Source organism: Hydrogenispora ethanolica (genome assembly GCF_004340685.1).
GTDB lineage: Bacteria > Bacillota > UBA4882 > UBA8346 > UBA8346 > Hydrogenispora > Hydrogenispora ethanolica.
This window is the reverse complement of sequence record NZ_SLUN01000003.1, coordinates 136,912-155,354: the sequence shown is the minus strand read 5'-3', so window position 1 is coordinate 155,354 and position 18,443 is coordinate 136,912. Positions and strand designations below refer to the sequence as shown.

Below are 18,443 nucleotides of genomic sequence, written 5' to 3'. Positions count from 1 at the left end.
CGGAAATCACCTCCAGGCTGACCGCGCTATCCCAGCGTATTTATCAGAAACCAATCGGTTAAAGTACGGTCAATGACTTGCTGTACATATCGTTTGGCATTGCTTTGATGAGATATATATTCGACATTTTTTCAAAATTTCCTGCCTTTTCTTTCATTCCCTTTCAATTCGGGAAAAGCCAGGTTAACGCATTATTAAAACCAGCCGGTCCCACTCTGCTTCAAAAGATGATCCATGATTTCTCTTTATTCTTATGAAAGCTTATACCGAGTTATGAATCCCCGGACGTTTCAGAAGATATCTCCCAACATAACAAAAACGGGCGTACCCGCCCGTTTCTAAAAAACATGAAAAACTTCCGTGGACGCCGCCGCCGTCGCGGTCCCCGGCCGCTCAGAACCGGACCTGTACATACGTTTCCGCCGCTGTCTCCCCGGTATAAAAATTATAAACCCATTTGCTGTGCAGGCCCGAACGCGCATAGCCGATAACTCCCACTGCCCGATAGACCGGTTCCGGAACGCCTACGCGCTGTGCGGCGCGGAATTCGGCGCCAACCTCCAACCCTCGCAGCAGCGGTGAGTTGAAACGCAATCCGCCTTTCCAATCATTCCCGACTTCCTCCCAACCATCGGCCCGGTGATAGCTCCGGGCATACCCGCCCAAGAAGGTTCCCCAACCCAAACCATGGGACCGGGTCAACGAGATACGGTACCGTTGGTTCGCACCGGGGCGAAGCGTCCCGGGATCATCCCCCGCTCCCACTCGCTGCTGGTACCGTTCCAGATCGAAACCGGTATTGAATCCGGCCAATTTTACGGTGACGCCGCCGCTGAATCCGGTCTGGCCGTGGTAAAGATCGACCGGATTGGCGGGATCGCCGAAGTCATCGGTCCGCGTGTCGCGATAGCCGGGATCGAACTCTTCAAGCGTCGGGAAGGAGCGAAACCCGCTCCGGAGCGTGATCCGCTCATTGACATTGTAGACTGCGTCCAATTTGACGGGTCCGGCGCCTTGCCGGTTGCGGGCCATGGCCCAACTGACCACCAGCGGATCGAACGGTTGCGCCACCCCCTCGATGGAACGGTTCAGATCCGTCTCATCTCCGATCAGATTCAATGATAGATCGACCCCCGGAGCCGGAGCAAAATCCAGACGGCTGCCCCAGACCGGCACATTTTCACTCCAGGAGTAGAAAGCATTGGCGCGTACCCCGCCGCCCGGCTCCCAGCCCGACAGGCCCAGTCCCTGCCAGGGTTGGAACGAAGCCAGATACGGCGAATATTCAATATCCAGCGTTCCCAGGCGCAGCCTGGTGCGGCCGGTCGCGCCGGGCGCGACCTCCAAATAGGCTTCACGCAAGGAAAGCCGGTTCAAAGAGTCTGACAGATTTCCATCCCCGGCCAAATTTTGAATCCCATCGATCACCGCCGCGCCGTGGATCCGGTCGCCAATGGCGGTGGTCAGCTGTAGACCGCTTCCTTGATGGGGATACCGGCCCCAATTGATTGGGTTGAAATCATTCCCCGCCAACCGGACCGGCAGGGCCACCGCGGGGATAGGAAAAGCCCCGGCCAGGCCGATCAGGAGCAAAAGAGCAAGCAGTTTTTTCACTGCATAACCTCCCAACCGATGAAAACTTCGGGCTTCATAATAACTTTCCTGCTAAAAGCGGTGATGTATCTTCTACCGCCGGGACCAACTCTTACCAGTTAAGGAATGGGTATGGGTTCCCCACGGATAGAAATACTATAAGTGCGTTCCAAAATTGTTTAACCGCGCTGAAAGCCCGGATTTCCTAATTTTCCGATCTTCAGTCCTTCGGGATACCGAGTGGGATTCGAAAGAGGCTTTCCGATAACGAATCCGGCCGCCCGGTGCCGTGAAGGACCGATACCGCGGAGGGAGGTGAACCGATTTGCCCCATGTAACGCAGATGGAATTGAACACGCTGAAGGAATTGATTGCCACCGAGGATGTCAATGCCAAAAAGTTCAAATTGTATGCCCAGAACTGCAGCGACAGCCAGCTTCAGAATATGTTGAACCAGGAATCGCAGCAGGCTTATAACAATGTCCGGACCCTGATGGGATTTTTAGTACAATAAGGAGGAGAATCATGTATACCGATCGGGAAATGACCCTTGACGCCTTGGAGATCGCCAAGACCGGCGCGGTCAGCTTCACCCAGGCTGCCACCGAAACCAGCAATCCCGCAATTCGTCAGGCCCTGCTCCAGATGCGGGCCCAGTGCGAACAGACCCAGCAACAGATCGGCCAGTACGCCCAGACCAAAAATTACTATAAACCGGCTCCGCCCGCCCCGCATCAGGATGTCGCGGCGATTAACCAGTTTCTGCAGCAGACGATTGCCAGCGGCAATTTGCAATAAATAAAAGGGAAATGAATTCGGTTGCAAGCAAAAGCCCCGGCTTTCAGCGCATTCTTCCCCACAAAAATAGAGACGTTGTTTGCGCAACGTCTCTATTTTTGTGGCATGATGAATTGATTAAATCTCCGACAGCCAAGCTAAACCTCATGACCCTGAACCAATCAGCATTCAGGGATTAACGCCACCGGCAAGGATCGAAAAAGCTCGTCGGGCAGAACGGGCTCGCGCCAGTCGTTAAAAAGGCTCCATGAACTGCGCCTGGGAAAAATGATGCGCAAGGATCTTGGACCCCGCCCACCGGAAGAGCGAGATACACTTCGGAATCCCGGCGACGGCGCCGGTCGCAATGATGATGATGACGATGATGTCTCGACATACATGAATCACCACTTTACATTTGTATTTGGGTCTTTACCCAATACCATTTTATTAACATAATTGGGATATTGCGCGTAGGCAAAAAGTAAATCCTATCATTCCACCGATGTCCCAAGCACTTTTTGGCGCTGAATTCGAGCCGCGCCCTTAGACCCGGACCACCCTGCCGCCCAGCACTGTTTCGGCGATCCGGCATAATTCCGCAAAGCCCTCCTCCGCCATGGGCGGACATTCCGCCAGGAAAGTCCGGACCCCGGTGGGGCGGAAACGGATCAGTTTCAAAAGGGTCTGCGCGCTGACCTCGCGGACCAATCCGGCGATGGCGGCGATCTCCGCGGGCCGGTCGGTAAAGCCGGGCACGATCACGGTGCGCACCTCATATAAAAGCCCCCGTTCCGCCAGATAGCGAATATTCTCCAGCACGGCGCGGTTGGAAACCCCGGTCAACTCCTGATGCAGGTCCGGATCGAACGCTTTCAGATCCACCATGAAGCCGTCCGTCACTTCCGCCAGCTTATGAGCCGTAGCAGGCGGCATCGTGCCGTTGGTATCCAGGAAAGTGGTCAACCCGGTATTTCCCTTGATCCGCCGGAAGAGCCGGTGGAGAAATTCCGCCTGGAGGCTGGCTTCGCCGCCGGAGACGGTCACGCCGTCCAGGAAGGCGGCATCCGCCACAATCCGCCGGTAGAGTTCTTCCTCCTCCATCGGGCGGCATTTCGGCGAGGAATAACGGGGGCACGCCGCCAGGCAACGATCGCAGGCCAGACACAGGTCGGGCCGGTGGATCACCTCCGACCCGGCCCGGGACAAGGCCCCGGCCGGGCAGACAGCGACGCAGCTTCCGCAGTGGTTGCAGCGCTGTTGCGTCTCGGGATTATGACAATAGAGACAGCGCATATTGCAGCCTTGCAAAAAGATGGCCATCCGACTTCCGGGGCCATCGATCAAGGTACTCGGTATAATTTTATTGACCCATGCCTTCATGGCGCAAACATCCTCAAAGGTATTCCGAGAGCCACCCCAACGGCCGGCCCCGGGAACGAAGTCCATCAGTGAGCGATTCCGTCCAAAGGCTCCCTAGAAGCCGCGGACCGCCCGTTCCAGCACCCGGTTGTTCCGGACGCTCTCGGCTCCCAGCCGTACCGTGCCTTCGCGGAGCGGCTCGCCCCGGAAATAACGCTCGATGTCGGCCCGTTTCACCAGGTATCCGGTGATCCGGACCAATTCGGAATCGGCGCGGTTGACAGCCATGATCCGGACCCCGCTCGCCATGGCGCCGTCGATGATCTTCTGGACTCCGGCGGGATTCCCCTCCGCGGTCCGGTCAAAGAGGGTGATGTCGCTGATCCCGGTGTCAAAGAAGGGATGGAGCCTCCCGGCCAGGCGCAGCTGATCAAAGAGCGGCGGCTCGGCGCCGATTTTGATCCGCACCCCGGCGGTCACATCGATGTCGCTGTCGATCCCCGACTGGGCGTGGAAGCCGATCCGGCCGCCCGTGCCTTCGCAATAGGCCCCCGGGTGGGAACGGACCAGTTCCCGCAGCCGGCCGGCGATGGCTACCGCCATCTCGTCCGCCGCCCGGTCAAAGCCCATCCGGCCGCCGCCGCTGAGCGACTCCACCGCCTCATACATCCCGAAGACGCCGGCCATGGCGGTGAAGCTGCTCCGCTCGATCAGGCCTTCCCGGGCCAGGAACGAGCTCTCAAAGAACTTGGCCTCCTCGACGATGAAGCGGTTGCGGCGGTTGATGATCTCGCACTGCAGCCGCACCGCCTCGGGCAGCTGCCGCTCCAGGAAGTCCCGGTAACCGGCGGAACGGCCGGCCACTTCTTTCAGGTTCAAGCGGACCAGCGTGTAACTGCCGCCGCCGATCTTCAGCGTATTGTAGCAACTGGCGATCCCGTAGCGCTCCCCCCAGACCGAGACCAGCTCCGCGTGGTTCACAAAATAAGGCTTGCCGATGGCCACCGCGGTTTCCACGGCCAGGCGGGTAAACTCCGGTCCGGTCGTTCCGGGAAGGTATTTCAGCGACAGGTTGGGGACGGCCTGCCGCAGCTCCCGTTCGAGCTTTAGCAGCATCCGGCCGGTCCGGGTGTCCGCCGGGCCGATATTCAGATGCACAAAGGCATCGGGCAGGGTCCGGTCCACTTGGACGAGGTACAGCCGGAGCAGTTTTTCCAGCTCCCGCTCGCCGGCCTCGGCCGCGAAGGGCTCCAACAACTCGTCGATCTGGCCCAGATACACCGGATAGCCGGTGATCGACGGGACATAACGGTAGAGGATGAGCAGGCCGTTGACGGCCTCCCAGAGATCGCGCGGCGCTTCCAGATTCAGATACGCGCTGCCGTGCGCGATGAATTTCTGATAATCGGGCAGAATGTAACGGGGCCGATACGGCGCATGGCCTTCATTGATGTCGCAGATGACCTTGGCGGCCAGGTATTCCCGGGCCGCCTCGCTGAGCTCCGGATATGGCAGGGCATTCTCCGCCGCCGCGGCGAGACTGCTTCGCTTTTGATGATAATCCTGGGTGGTATCCCCGATGATATTTCTGATTGCATCCATGGGCAACGCCTCCATGGTTTCATTATACTATGCCGTTCCTGCAAAAACCACCCTGCAATGATCATTTCCGGGCGTCTCCCAAAGCGTTGTGATAAACCTTTTCCGAAGGTCAGGGTGAACACAAAAGCTCAGAGAAGCAAGGGATAAAGTCGATTTTTAAACTTTTTCAGGCTGAATCGGTTGGAAAGAGACTTTATCCCATGGCTTCTAGAGAGGAGACCGCTGCCCGTCCCGGAGCAACTACCGCCCCAAAGGAGAGACGCTCCGCCTTCCCCGGGGCATCACCGCCCCGAAGCCGGGCATCCCCCGCCCGTTCCCGGAGGAGGCCGGCCCGGCGGCGGGCGGGAGTCACCCGGGGGAAGGCACGGCTTGAGCAAAGCCGGGCCCTGCCCGCCCGCAGCGGGGCGAAGACCGCTCAACCCCTGTGGCCCCAACGGAGCTCCGGCGAATTGCCGGACCCATCCGGACGACTTAAAAAGCAGCGGCTCCCCCCAATTATGAAAACTGGCATTACGGTCTACCTTAACATAACGCGCTGATGGCGGGGACGGCGCGGGCCCCGTCAGCACGGGACATCCGCCTCTCGGCCCCGCTCCTCCCCTCCAAGCCGCCGCCGAAAACCGGCTTCTCCGTTCCCCCGCTCCAGCGCCGCCGGCCCTTGCGGATTCGAGGCCGCGCTTCGTTGCCGCGGGCTCCCTCTCCACTTCCGTAAACTGCCCGATACTCCGTTCTGTTAACGGAGGGCAGGAAACAAAAAGCCACCGGCGCTTGACGCCCGTGGCTCGCAAAATCATTGCCATTGCGGATTAGCTTGGTTCTCCGAATATTGCCCGGCGGATCGCCTCGGCCACGCCGTCATGGTCATGGTCTGCCACCACCAGGTCGGCCCGTTCCTTCACCCCGGGCCAGGCATTGCCGATGGCCACCCCGACGCCGGCCCATTCGATCATCGACAGATCGTTGGGGGCGTCCCCGACCGCCATCACCTCGCTCCGGTCCAGCCCCCACAGGCCGGCCAGTTCGGCCAGGGCCAGCCCCTTGGAGACGCCCGGGGCCAGGATCTCCAGATAGGTCGGTTTGGACTTCACAAATTGCAGCCGCGCGCCGAACTCCAGCCGCAGCCGCTCCTGGATCCGGTCGATCGCCTCCGGCTCACCCACGCCGAGCAGCTTGGGGGAAGGCTCCTCCAGGAACTGCTTCAGGTCTCCCACCGGATGCGGCTCCACGCCGGCATTGACGGCATAGCGCTCGCCCCAGACCGTCAGCCGGTCCATGTAAAGCTCGTCGCGGATGTAGGCGTTAAGATGGATGCCGGCCTCCCGGAACAGATCGATCAAGCGCCGCGCCTCTTCCGGCGGCACCGGCCGCTGATAGAGCACCCGGCCGGAGACGGCCTCCTGGATCAGCGCCCCGTTATAAGCGATCAACGGCACATCCAGTTCCAGCTCTTCGACATAGGGACGCATCGCCCGGATCATCCGGCCCGAAGCGATCAACACCTTCACTCCGGCGGCGATGGCCCGGCGGATCGCCCCCTTATCCCCGTCCGAAAGGGTCAGATCGCTCCGCAACAACGTATCGTCCAGATCAACCGCCATGCAGCGTATCATCGGGTTTCCTCCTTGAAATGAAATGGGGGCCCGCCGTCAATTCAAAACGGCTCCAGCGTCGTCAGTCCCTTCATCACGACCTGTTTGCCATCCTGGGTCGCGGTGGCGGCAAACTCCTGCTCCAGCCGGAGGCTGACCGGCCAGCCGGTGGCGGTGTCGATCCGGATCTCCCCCTGCTGCCGGCCGGTGAATTGCTCGCCGCCGGCCTGCACCGGCCGGAGCGTCGAGTCGACCCGGATCAAGGCGTTGGCCTCGTTCAGCTCGGCCAGTTGGAAGCGGTCGTCCGCGGTCAGGGTCATGCCGAGGTATTCCAGGACGCTTGAGCCCTGCCAGGAGTCGCCGACCCCCACCGGCTCCGCCGGCAACAAGTCGGGGTTGACCGCCATGCCCAGCAGGGTGGTGAAGGCCAGCCGCGCCTGGATGTTTTGCAGCAGCATTTTCTTCTCGGGCAGATTGGGCAGCTTCTGATTGAGCTGCCGGATGGATTCGTCGAGCCCTTTGACCTCCAGGACTTGTCCGGAGGGCGCGAAACGCACGGTATAGCTGAGTCCCGGCAAGGCAGCCAGGATCCGGTGGGCCGGGTTGGCCGGCTGTAGCGGCTGGGCCGAGTCAAAATCCAGCATCGGACCGGCCGGGCCGGCCATCCGCACCGTCAGCGAATGGAGCCCGATCCTGGCCAGCGCGTTCCCGGCGCCATCCACCTCCAGCACTTCCATTCCGATGCCGAAGCCGAACCGGACCGACAGTTCGTTCCCGGAATCGGTCAGCCGGTACTCGGCGCCGATCCGGTAATGATAGTTCATCCCCGGTTGCAGCCGCCGCGCCAGCTCGGCCCGGTCCATTCCCCACACCGGCCCGGCCAGCATCCCCAGGAGCAAAGCCGCCACCCAGGCCATTTTTAACACTCGCAAGCACAACGCCTCCCATGATGTCCGCTGATCCGGCGGCCGTCATTGCTATTCCAGCGCGGCCCCCCCGGATTCGCTCAAAAAATTGATCGCCGCAAAGATTTCGCTGCCCGCCGCCGATCTCCTGCCATCCCGTCCCCGATAATCGTTGGCATCCGGCGGGACGGGACGGCGCTCCCGGTCATTCCGATGTCATCAAGCTATCGTGGTAAAGGTTAGCTGACGAATTAAACGCCGACCGGGCGATAAATCACCCGGCTACAAGGCGTAAGGACCTTGAGAGGCCCTAAAAAACGCGGGATAAACTATGCTGCTGAAAATTAGCCACGGAAGGGAGCTGCGCGTAATGCCATCCCTGGCCGCTTGCCTTTAGCCGTCCTGGCTCGGACTTACACCTTGTAGCCGGGGCATTCATGCCCCGGTTGGCCCGCATACCGTCTACAGGGTAGGCGCCGTTGAAACCAAATTCCAAACTATGTAATCATCACTTGATGACATTGCCCGGTCATTCCGGGAAGGGTTCGAGGATCACGGTGCCCTGCATCTGAAATTGACCCGGCGCGTCAGGGGCGGACCCCGCCGGGCTCCCGGAGATCTGCTGCCGCAAATGCAGGCGGTTCACCCAGCCGTTGGCTTCGAGGATCTCGATCTCGCCCCACTGCCTGCCGCCGATCTCCATGTTTCTGGGGCCATTGGTCAGCCCGGGCTTGACGGTCGAAGTCACCCCGATCCGGACCCGGCCGTCGCGGCGCTCCAGGATCTCATAGCGATCCTCGCTCATCATCAGCACGCCGCTGGCCATAAAACGGTTGATCCCTTGCCAGGATTCGCCCACCGCCACCGGATGGGCCGGATAGAGGCTCAGATTATCCGCCACCCCGGCCATGGACTGGTAATTGAATTGCTCTTTCAGATTTTTGAGGGCCTCTTTCTTTTTGGTGCTGTCGGGCAGGGTCCGGTCGAGTTTTTTGAGCATTTCCTTGATCCCCTTGACTGAGGTCACTCTGCCGGCCGCGTTGCTTTTCACTTCATAGCCGAAGCCGATCAGGGCGGCGTAGATCATGTTCTCTTCCGTCTCCCGCCGGAAGGGGTCGGTGGAATCGAAATCCAGCAGCGTGCCGAGGGGCGTGTTCAGCCGCAGCAGCATGGAATGAAGCCGGATCCGGTTGACCGAATTGCGCCTTTTGTCGACGGACAGCGTCTCGAAGTCAAATCCGTAGCCATAGACCATGGCCATCTCCAGCGTCCCCTCGGGAGTCTGCTGGGTGATTTGATAGTGGGAATAAACCTTCATATTGTAATGATCGCCGGGCCGGTACTGCCGGTTCAAACGAAACTGTTCCGCGCACTGGCCCGGTCCGGCCGCTGTCAACAGCAGCAAAAGCAACCCGGCCAGCGCCGCGGGGCGCAAAAATTTCATGGCCATCCCCACTTTCCTCAGATCCCGTCCACGGTTTGCCATTCGAAGCGGATCGTCAGCGTGACGGGGACCGCTCCGCCGCTCCGCCGGACCTCGCCGGTCAGCCGGGCGTTAAAAGCGGCCTGCCGCAGCCACCCGCTTTGGGCGGCGATCTGCAATCGCCCGTCCAGGCCGCCCCGGAGTTGATAATACACGCTGCCGAAGCTCCCCGGAGCGCCGCCCACCTGGCCGCCATCATTCTTCTCCAGCTCCTGCGCCAGGGGCGCGCTGGCCTTCAGCTCCACCGTCTCCGGCCCCAGGGCGACCACGGCCGTTTGGACCTCGCCCCGCAACGGCAGCCGGACGAAAGGCAGATCCAGATCGGCCTTCCAGCTGTCGCCCGCTGCGATCGCCTCGCGTTGCGGCCAAAAATTGAACAACTGGACCAGCAATTCCTGGAGCGTTTCTTTCCAGGGATTGTTCTCCGCGGCGAACAGCAGCGTCAGCAGCGCCAGCCCATCCATGGTCTCCAACTTCCCCGGATCCAGTTTGGCCAGGCCTTCGTTCCGGGGCTCCTCGGCCACCAGTCGCGCCGCCCCCGACGGCGGGATCTCGATCGTAAAGACCAGGCCGGCCAATTGGGCCAGCCCTCCGGCTTCCGCCGAAAGCATGCCGCTGACCCGCGACGCCGAAGCTTCGTTATCCTCAAAAGGAGTCCGTTCCCGGACTGACACCTCAGTCACCCGGATCCGGCAAAGCGCCCCACCCGCCTTAGCGGGTTTGAGAATGCTGCAATCCAGCCGCAGATCGGCCGCGAGGTCCCGGACTGCGGTCCGGCCCGATTCCGTCTGGGTCACCCGGGACTCCCAGTGAAGCAGGGTCGTGATCTGCCCGACGGGCGGCAAATGATACGACAGTCTCGCCCCGGCGGCCGGGCTGTCGCCCCGGGCGGCCGCGGCCCCGCCGCAAACCAGCCCCCAGCATACCATGAAAATCGCCGTCCATTGCCCCAACCGCATGTCCATTCGCCTCCCGCCTCTTTACCGGACGAACCGCCGCTCCCGGATTCCGGCTCCGCACCGGAATCCGGGAGCGGTGTCTCCTTCAGTATATGACCGGTCTTGGAAAGTATTCGGTAGATTTCGGCCAGAACCTTCCCGGAAAAGTCATTCTTTATCCGGCGGACCCGAAACACAAATCCCGCCGGCCAAACAAAAACCGGCCCTTTTCCGGCCGGTAGCTTGAGCGGAAGGTGGCGAACCATCTGCCGCGCGGCTGTTTTTCTCAGCAATTTTCTTTGATCCGGTACCAGTACAGATACTCTTCCCTGAAGCCGTGTTTGGCGTAGAGTTGCAAGGCCGGCCCATTCTCCGCCATCACTTGCAGGTACGCCCGTTCCGCTCCCCGCTGTTTTCCCAGCGCCAGCAGGGCCCGGATCAATTGGTGGCCGTGGCCCCTGCCCCGCCGTTCGGGATCGACCACCACATCGAACAGCCCGCACCAGCCCCGCTCGACCACGATCATCCCGCAGGCGACGGCCCGTCCGTCCACGGCCAGCGTCACCAGGAGACGCTCCGGGACAATGGCCGCGAGGATCCGGCACAACACCGGCCGGTCGCGCTCTGCCACGCCGTTGAAGCGGCAATACTCATCCAGCCACCCCTCGGTCACCGCGCGCTCCACCGTCAGTCCCGGCGGCAGCGGCCCGGGCGCGGAGCCGAGCTCCAGCGTTTGCAAACTGGTGGGGGCCCGATAGGCATAGCCCCGTTCCGCCAACAACCGTTCCAGCTCCTCCGGCCGGGCGGCGGGGGTCATCTTGAAGACTGCCGGCAAGCCTTGGCCGGCGAACCAGCGTTCGCAGCGTTCGATCTTGGCCGGGCATTCCCGGGTTCCCGGGTACAATGGCAACACCGCGTTGGCCCGCCGGGTATAGCCCGCGGCAAAGCGGATCAGCCAGCCGTCGTCCATGACGGTCTGCAACCCCGGCCAGGCATTGCCCGATAATTCCTCAAAAAAACGGATCGTTTCCGGCTGCATGGGCGCTCACCTTGCCCCGGCCGGAGGCCGCCAGTCCGCCACTGCGCGGTAGGAAAGCGGGCCGCCGAAGATATCCAGGCTGCTGCCGATGGTCAGATCCAGCCGGCCGTTCCCCAGCCGGTTGACCAGCTCCAGGTCGGCCAGGGAACGGGCCCCTCCGGCATAGGTGGTCGGAATCTCGACCCACTGTCCCAGCTTGGTCACGAGATCCGCCGCCACCCCGCGGCACTGGCCCTCGACATCGACGCCATGGATCAAAAACTCAGCGCAGTAGCGGGAGAGCTCCGCCAGGTTGGCCCGGTTCACCTCGCAGCCGGTGAATTGCTGCCAGCGGTTGGTGACCACGTAATAGGTTCCATCTTTGGCCCGGCAACTCAGGTCCAGCACCAGCCGCTCCTTGCCCACCGCCGCCACCAGTTCCCGCAGTTTGTCGAAACGGATATCGCCGTCCTGGAAGACATAGGACGTAACGATCACGTGGCTGGCGCCCCCTTCCAGGTAAGAGCGGGCATTGGCCGCGGTGATGCCGCCGCCGATCTGCAAGCCGCCGGGATACGTCTCAAGCGCCCGGCGGGCCTCGTCCTCGTTGCCCGGCCCCAGCATGATGACATGGCCGCCGGTCAGCCCGTCCGCCCGAAAGAGCGCCGCATAGTAGGCGGCGCCGCGGTCGGAGACGAAGTTCTCCACCAGTCCCGCGGCATCGTCGGCCAGCGTGCCGCCGACGATCTGTTTCACCTTGCCGCAGTGCAAATCAATGCAGGGTCGAAATTTCATGAATCCGGAAACCTCCGCTCATAACCTCTGTAATGATTATAAAGTTAAATCCGCAAGAAAGTACTAAGCATGATAGGGATTAAGTCTAGCCCTTCTCCTCTCTCTTGGCTCTCCCCGAATCGGGGAGAGTAACCACCATTCTCCGCAGCTCAAAGGCTTTTGGGCCCCGAAGCCCGGTGGTTCCCCTTCCAGATTCGGGAAGGGCCAAGGGTTAGGACTATAGACGTCATGACTTATCCTTCGATCCCTTCCGTGAGTGAGCGGAGCTAACTGATAATCAAAACCTCTGTTATACCAGTTCCAACTGTTCCTTGATGCTCTCGGCCAGCTTGGCGTTGATCCCCTCGACCCGCATCAGCTCTTCCAGCGATGCTTCGCGGATCCGCTTCACCGAACCGAAATGCTTCAATAGCGCCTGCTTCTTTTTGGGCCCGATCCCGGTGACCAGATCCAGGCTCGAGGCCACCGTCCGTTGATCGCGCAGCGATTTGTGATAGGTGATGGCGAACCGGTGCGCCTCGTCCCGTACCCGCTGCAAGAGTTTTAACGCTTCCGAGCGGCGCGACAGCCGCACCGGTTCCTCCCGGTCCGGCAGGTAGATCTCTTCTTCCTGTTTGGCCAGGCCGATGCGGGGCAGGTGCTCCAGGCCCAGTTCGGCCAGGACTTCACTCACCGCCGAGAGCTGTCCCTTGCCGCCGTCGATCAGCAGCAGGTCGGGGAATTTGGCGAACTTGCCCCCCTCGGTCTGAAGGTTCTGCCGCTCCTCCAGGCCGCGCCGGAAGCGCCGCCGCAGCGCCTCCTGCATCATGGCGAAGTCATTGGGCCCTTCCACGGTCCGGATCCGGAAGCGGCGGTATTCGCTCCCCTTGGCCAGCCCGTTCTCGAAGACCACCATCGAAGCCACGGCCTGCTGCCCCTGGGTATTGGAGATATCGAAGCCCTCGATCCTGAGCGGCGGTTTCTCCAGGAACAGCTCGCGCTGGAGCTCATCCAGCGTGTCCTGGATGAAGTTTTCGCGCTGTTTCTCCCGGTTCCGTTCCTGCTCCAGCAGGATCTGGGCATTCTCGGCGGCCATCTTGACTAGTTGGGCCTTTTCGCCCTTCTGGGGCACCAGCAGGTTGACCTTGTTGCCGCGCTGGCCGGCCAGCCACTCGGCCACCGTCTTCATCCCCTCCAGCGGGCAGGGCAGCCAAAGTTCCTTGGGAATGAAGCCCGAGCCATCGTAGTACTGGGTGATGAAGGCCTCCAGCACTTCGGCCGGGGGGGTCTCGTCACCCTGGGCCAATTGAAAGTACTCCCTGCCGACCAGCTTGCCGCCGCGCACCTGAAAGACCTGGACCGTACTGCCGCTCGGGTCCTGGGCGATCCCGAAGATGTCGGTGTCCTCCCGGGCGTCGGAGACCACCTTCTGCCGTTCCAGCACATTCTGGACGTCGCGCAGCCGGTCCCGGAGTTGGGCCGCCCGTTCATACTCCTGCCGGGCGGCGGCCTCGCCCATCTCGTGGCGGAGTTTTTCGACGAGCTCCTCCTGGCGGCCTTCCAGAAACAGACAGACCTGCTGGATGAGCTCGCGGTAGGTCTCCTTGGGGACCAGGCCGGTGCAGGGCGCCAAACAGCGCCGGATATGATAGTTGAGGCAGGGCCGTTCGATCCGCTCCTCGTCCAGGTTGTACCGGCAACCCCGCAACGGGAAAAGCTGCCGCAACAGCCGGAAAGTATCCCGCAAGGCGCTGACGTTGGTATAGGGGCCATAATATTTGCTGCCGTCCTGCCGGACCTGGCGGGTGATATAGACCTGGGGATAGCTCTCGGCCATCGTGATTTTGACCCAGGGATATTGCTTGTCGTCGCGCAGCCGCACATTGTACTTGGGCCGCTCTTGCTTGATGAGGTTGCATTCGAGGACCAGGGCCTCCACCTCGGAGTTGGTGGTGATGTATTCGACCCGGTCCACCAGGTTGACCATGGACTGGATCCGCGGATTCAGATTGCGGGAAGCCTGGAAATACGAGCGCACCCTATTTCTCAGCGAAACCGCCTTGCCCACGTAAATGATCTTGCCGGCGCTGTCCTTCATCATATAAACCCCGGGTTTATCGGGGAGAATCTTTAGATCTTCCGCAGTGACCATCGCACCCATTCCTCTGCAGTTTTGGATCGGCTTCCGGTCCGGCGACAGTCCGGTCGCCGGATAGCCGGGGCTTACTTGGTATTATACAATATTATCGGCCGTTCCGGCACGGCAAAATGAGGGAGCGGCAGCAAGCGATCGCCAATGTTTTTCGCCCCAAAAACAGGGATCAGCGGAAAAACCCCGAATTACCGAAGGAATGACGGGAAGCTCGGGGAGGATCAGGGATGAAACCGTGGGGAATCATGAAGCGGGGAATTCGTTTCAATCAGTTTCTGGAGAACCGGATGATTCTGGTGGTCGGTTCGGGACTGTTGGCCGGAGCGCTCTTTCACGATCAGATGGTCGTGCTGAAGCCGCTGGTTCCCTACCTCTTCTTTTATATGACCTTCGCGGTGGCCGTCAACTGCAGCAGCGCCGATTTTAAAAAGGCCGTGAAAACGCCCGGACCGCTGCTGACGATCATCGGGATGCTCCATATCGCGCTGCCGTTGCTCGCCACCTTGCTGGCCCGGACCCTGCTGCCGGGGGAACCTTTGTTGCAGGCCGGGGTGATTCTGGGGACCGCCGTGCCGATCGGGGTGGCCTCCTCGATCTGGATCAGCATCTCGGGCGGGAATGCCGCGCTCGGTCTGACGGCGGTGGTCGCCGACACCGTGCTGTCGCCGCTGGTGGTCCCGGCGATCATGCTGCTGGCGCTCGGCCAGAGCGTCAAGTTCGACGTGGCGCAATTGATGATCGGCCTGGCCTGGATGATCGTCCTGCCGACCCTGCTCGGCATGGGGCTGCATGATGCTAGCGGCGGCCGGATCCATCGCCAGTATAAATTCGTCACCGGCCCCACCACCAAACTGCTGCTGGGCCTGGTGGTCAGCATCAATCTGGCCGTGGCCTGGGATTCGCTCCATCTGCTCCGATCGGCCCTGGCCAAGGTGCTGCTGGTGGTGCTGATCATGACTTGCTCCGGCTATTTAGCGGGATATGCCTGCGCCAAGCTGGCCCGGAAACCGCCGCAACTGGTCAACACCTATCTTTTCGCCATCGGCATGCGCAATATCACCGCCGGACTGGTGATGGCCCTCAAATATTTCCCGGAACTCACCGCCATCCCGGTGGTCTTCGCCATCATCTTCCAACAGCCGCTAGCCGCGGTCAGCCACCGCTTTCTGGCGGAACGGCCCGGGACCTCCGTCCGTTCAACCCCTTTGCCCCCAGCGGAGAAATGAGCGCTCCCTACTTCTTCAGCTTCAACAGCGGCTTCAAAAACTGCCCGGTATAGGAACGCGGCTCCTTCACGATCTCTTCCGGCGTCCCGGCCACCAGCACCCGGCCGCCCCGTTCGCCGCCCTCGGGGCCGAGGTCGATCAGGTAGTCGGCGGTTTTAATTACATCCAGATTATGCTCGATCACCAGCACCGTATCCCCCGCTTCCACCAGCCGCTGCAACACATCGAGCAGCTTGTGGGTGTCGGCGAAATGGAGGCCGGTGGTCGGCTCATCCAGGATATAGAGGGTCTTGCCGTTGGAACGGCGCGACAGTTCGGTGGCGAGCTTCACCCGTTGCGCCTCGCCGCCGGAGAGAGTGGTCGCCGGCTGGCCGAGCTTGACATAGTCCAGTCCCACATCGTGCAGGGTCTGCAGCTTCCGCTTGACCTTGGGAATATTGTAGAAGAAGTCCAGCGCCTCCTCGACGGTCATCTCCAGTACTTCCGAAATGGTCTTGCCCTTGTATTTGACCTCCAGCGTCTCGCGGTTGTAGCGTTTCCCCTTGCAGACCTCGCAGGGCACGTAGACGTCGGGCAGGAAGTGCATCTCGATCTTGATGATGCCGTCCCCGGCGCAGGCTTCGCAGCGGCCGCCCTTGACGTTGAAGGAGAAGCGGCCCAGGGTGTAGCCGCGCATCTTGGCCTCGGGGGTCTCGGCGAAGAGCTCCCGGATGGGGTCGAAGACCCCGGTGTAAGTGGCCGGGTTGGAACGGGGCGTCCGGCCGATGGGCGACTGATCGATGGCGATGACCTTCTCCAGATGCTCCAACCCGAGAATCTGGTCGTGGGTACCGGCGTCCAAGGTGGTCGCCTTGTTCAGCTTGGTCGCCGCCACCGGGTACAGAATATCATTGACCAGGGTGCTCTTGCCGGAGCCGGAGACTCCGGTGACGCAGACGAACAGTCCCAGCGGCACTTTGACGTCGATCCCCTTCAGGTTGTGCTCCCGCGCGCCTTTCACTTCCAGGTACTTTCCATTGGGCTTCCGGCGCGCTTTGGGCAGCTCGATCCGTTTGGTCCCGGAGAGGTATTGCCCGGTCAGCGAGTGCGGCTCCTTCATGATCTCGTCCAGCTCGCCGGCTGCCACGACCCAGCCGCCGTGCACCCCGGCCCCAGGCCCGATGTCCACCACGTAGTCGGCCTGGCGGATCATGTCTTCGTCGTGTTCCACCACGACGATGGTGTTGCCCAGATCGCGCAGGCCCTTGAGGGTGTCGATCAGGCGCTGGTTGTCCCGCTGGTGCAGTCCGATGCTGGGTTCATCCAGGATATAGAGCACGCCCACCAGCGACGAGCCGATCTGCGTGGCCAAGCGGATCCGTTGCGCCTCGCCGCCGGAGAGCGTTCCGGCGGTCCGGTCCAGGGTCAGATAGTCCAGTCCGACATTGATCAGGAAACCCAGCCGCACGTTGATCTCCTTCAAAATCAGACGGGCGATGGCGCTCTCCCGCTCGGACAACTGCAGCTCTCCCAGGAAATCCCGGGCGTCCAGGATCGATTTGGCCGTCAACTGGCTGATATTGAGGCCGCCGATCAGCACCGACAGGCTTTCTTTCTTCAACCGGGTCCCCTGGCAGGCGGCGCAGGCCTTCACCCTCATGTAACGTTCGATCTCGCGCCGCATATATTCGGAGTTGGTCTCGCGGTAACGCCGCTCCAGGTTGTTGGCGACCCCTTCGAAGGCCGCCTGGTGCTTGAACTCCCGGTTCTGCCCCTGGTAGGAGATTTCGATCTTCTCGCCGCGCGTCCCGTAGAGCAGCACGTCCAACTGTTTCGGGGTGAGCTGTTTCAGGGGCTTATTGGGATCGATCTTGAAATGTTTGGCGACGGCCTGCAAATACTGGAGCGACCATGAATCCTGATCCGAACTCCAGACTTTGATGCCGCCCTCGTTGAGGGTGCGCTCCTTGTCGATCACCAGCTCGGGATCGATCTCCATCTTCATGCCCAGCCCCGAGCATTCGGGGCAGGCGCCGTAGGGGCTGTTGAAAGAGAACATCCGCGGCGTCAGTTCCTCGAAGCTGAAACCGCAGTCCGGGCAGGCGAACTTCTCGCTGTACAGGGATTCCGCGCCGTCGGTGGTCAGGATGGTGACCAATCCCTTGGCGAGCTTCAGCGCCAACTCCACCGAGTCGGAGAGCCGCTGCCCCAGATCGGGCTTGCGGACCAGGCGGTCGACCACCACCTCGATGGTATGCTGCTTGTACTTCTCCAGGGCGAAGTTCTCGCTCAGATCGCGGATCTCGCCATCGACCCGGACCCGCACGAAGCCGTCCTTCCGGAAGTCCTCGAAGAGCTTGTCGTATTCGCCCTTGCGCCGCCGCACCACCGGGGCCAGGACCATGAACTTGGTCCCTTCCGGCAGCGCCATCACCTGATCGACGATCTGCTCCACCGTCTGCTGGGTGATGGGCTGGTGGCAATTGGGACAATGCGGATGGCCGATCCGCGCGTAGAGCAGCCGCAGGTAGTCATAGATCTCGGTGACCGTCCCCACCGTCGACCGGGGATTGTGGCTGGTGGTCTTCTGGTCGATGGAGATGGCCGGGGAGAGCCCTTCGATGGAGTCCACATCCGGTTTGTCCATCTGGCCCAGGAACTGCCGGGCATAGGCCGAGAGCGATTCGACGTAGCGGCGCTGGCCCTCGGCGTAGATGGTGTCAAAGGCCAGCGAGGATTTGCCCGAACCCGACAAGCCGGTGAAAACCACCAGTTTGTCGCGGGGAATCTCCAAATCGATATTTTTGAGGTTGTGTTCACGAGCCCCTTTAATGATGATATTATTGCTTGACAACGCCATGGTCCTCCAGTGCATGCCCGGTTACGTATCGATAGGATGAAATCAATTTCTGCACGGCGATTTGCATTCCTGATAGTTTGCCTCCGCAACCGGAAATTTTTCCTGAACTTAGCATGAAGTGATTTTTTTGGTGAAAACTTATCCCCTCTACTGTAAACGAACATGTGTTTGCTGTCAATAGCCAA

Annotated in this window: 14 protein-coding genes; 3 read left to right on the top strand and 11 right to left on the bottom strand. The window is 61.1% G+C overall.

Going from position 1 to position 18,443, the window contains the following annotated elements; translation table 11 throughout:
- Positions 1-393 precede the first annotated feature (393 nt).
- Complete coding sequence (locus tag EDC14_RS03945; RefSeq protein WP_132012888.1) at positions 394-1,614, bottom strand: hypothetical protein; 1,221 nt, start codon at positions 1,612-1,614, stop codon at positions 394-396.
- A 304-nt stretch (positions 1,615-1,918) separates the two neighbouring features.
- On the opposite strand from EDC14_RS03945, the gene EDC14_RS03940 reads away from it, so the two are divergent.
- Together EDC14_RS03940 and EDC14_RS03935 are read left to right on the top strand one after the other, a co-directional pair.
- A complete protein-coding gene (locus EDC14_RS03940; protein WP_132012887.1) occupies positions 1,919-2,107 on the top strand; it encodes a hypothetical protein in 189 nt (62 codons plus the stop codon).
- 11 nt (positions 2,108-2,118) lie between these two features.
- Complete coding sequence (locus tag EDC14_RS03935) at positions 2,119-2,391, top strand: spore coat protein (protein ID WP_207930701.1); 273 nt, start codon at positions 2,119-2,121, stop codon at positions 2,389-2,391.
- 525 nt (positions 2,392-2,916) lie between these two features.
- On the opposite strand, the gene EDC14_RS03930 is transcribed toward EDC14_RS03935, so the two are convergent.
- The 9 genes from EDC14_RS03930 to uvrC all read right to left on the bottom strand — a co-directional run bounded on the left by EDC14_RS03930 (position 2,917) and on the right by uvrC (position 14,193).
- Positions 2,917-3,753, bottom strand: coding sequence for a YjjW family glycine radical enzyme activase (locus tag EDC14_RS03930; RefSeq protein ID WP_165907771.1), 837 nt, complete (start codon positions 3,751-3,753; stop codon positions 2,917-2,919).
- A gap of 93 nt (positions 3,754-3,846) precedes the next feature.
- On the bottom strand, positions 3,847-5,334 hold the full coding sequence (locus EDC14_RS03925; protein WP_165907770.1) for a YjjI family glycine radical enzyme: 1,488 nt from the start codon (positions 5,332-5,334) through the stop codon (positions 3,847-3,849).
- Between the two features lie 806 nt (positions 5,335-6,140).
- Positions 6,141-6,944 (bottom strand): Cof-type HAD-IIB family hydrolase, encoded by an 804-nt coding sequence (locus EDC14_RS03920; protein ID WP_132012884.1) that lies wholly within the window; start codon positions 6,942-6,944, stop codon positions 6,141-6,143.
- Positions 6,945-6,985: 41 nt separating this feature from the next.
- Entirely contained in the window at positions 6,986-7,849 is an 864-nt protein-coding gene (locus tag EDC14_RS03915) for a DUF6263 family protein (RefSeq protein ID WP_243662809.1), read from the bottom strand.
- A gap of 508 nt (positions 7,850-8,357) precedes the next feature.
- Positions 8,358-9,272: a DUF6263 family protein gene (locus EDC14_RS03910; RefSeq protein ID WP_132012882.1), complete on the bottom strand. Its 915-nt coding sequence runs from the start codon at positions 9,270-9,272 to the stop codon at positions 8,358-8,360.
- A 17-nt stretch (positions 9,273-9,289) separates the two neighbouring features.
- A complete protein-coding gene (locus EDC14_RS03905; protein WP_132012881.1) occupies positions 9,290-10,276 on the bottom strand; it encodes a hypothetical protein in 987 nt (328 codons plus the stop codon).
- Positions 10,277-10,535: 259 nt separating this feature from the next.
- The gene (locus EDC14_RS03900) at positions 10,536-11,288 is read right to left on the bottom strand and encodes a GNAT family N-acetyltransferase (protein ID WP_132012880.1); all 753 of its coding nucleotides are present in this window, start codon (positions 11,286-11,288) and stop codon (positions 10,536-10,538) included.
- A 6-nt stretch (positions 11,289-11,294) separates the two neighbouring features.
- Positions 11,295-12,062 (bottom strand): phosphoribosylformimino-5-aminoimidazole carboxamide ribotide isomerase, encoded by a 768-nt coding sequence (gene hisA, locus EDC14_RS03895; protein ID WP_132012879.1) that lies wholly within the window; start codon positions 12,060-12,062, stop codon positions 11,295-11,297.
- Positions 12,063-12,351: 289 nt separating this feature from the next.
- Entirely contained in the window at positions 12,352-14,193 is a 1,842-nt protein-coding gene (gene uvrC, locus EDC14_RS03890; protein ID WP_132012878.1) for an excinuclease ABC subunit UvrC, read from the bottom strand.
- 227 nt (positions 14,194-14,420) lie between these two features.
- On the opposite strand from uvrC, the gene EDC14_RS03885 reads away from it, so the two are divergent.
- On the top strand, positions 14,421-15,419 hold the full coding sequence (locus EDC14_RS03885) for a bile acid:sodium symporter family protein (RefSeq protein WP_132012877.1): 999 nt from the start codon (positions 14,421-14,423) through the stop codon (positions 15,417-15,419).
- A gap of 7 nt (positions 15,420-15,426) precedes the next feature.
- On the opposite strand, the gene uvrA is transcribed toward EDC14_RS03885, so the two are convergent.
- A complete protein-coding gene (gene uvrA, locus EDC14_RS03880; RefSeq protein ID WP_132012876.1) occupies positions 15,427-18,252 on the bottom strand; it encodes an excinuclease ABC subunit UvrA in 2,826 nt (941 codons plus the stop codon).
- Positions 18,253-18,443: the final 191 nt, after the last annotated feature.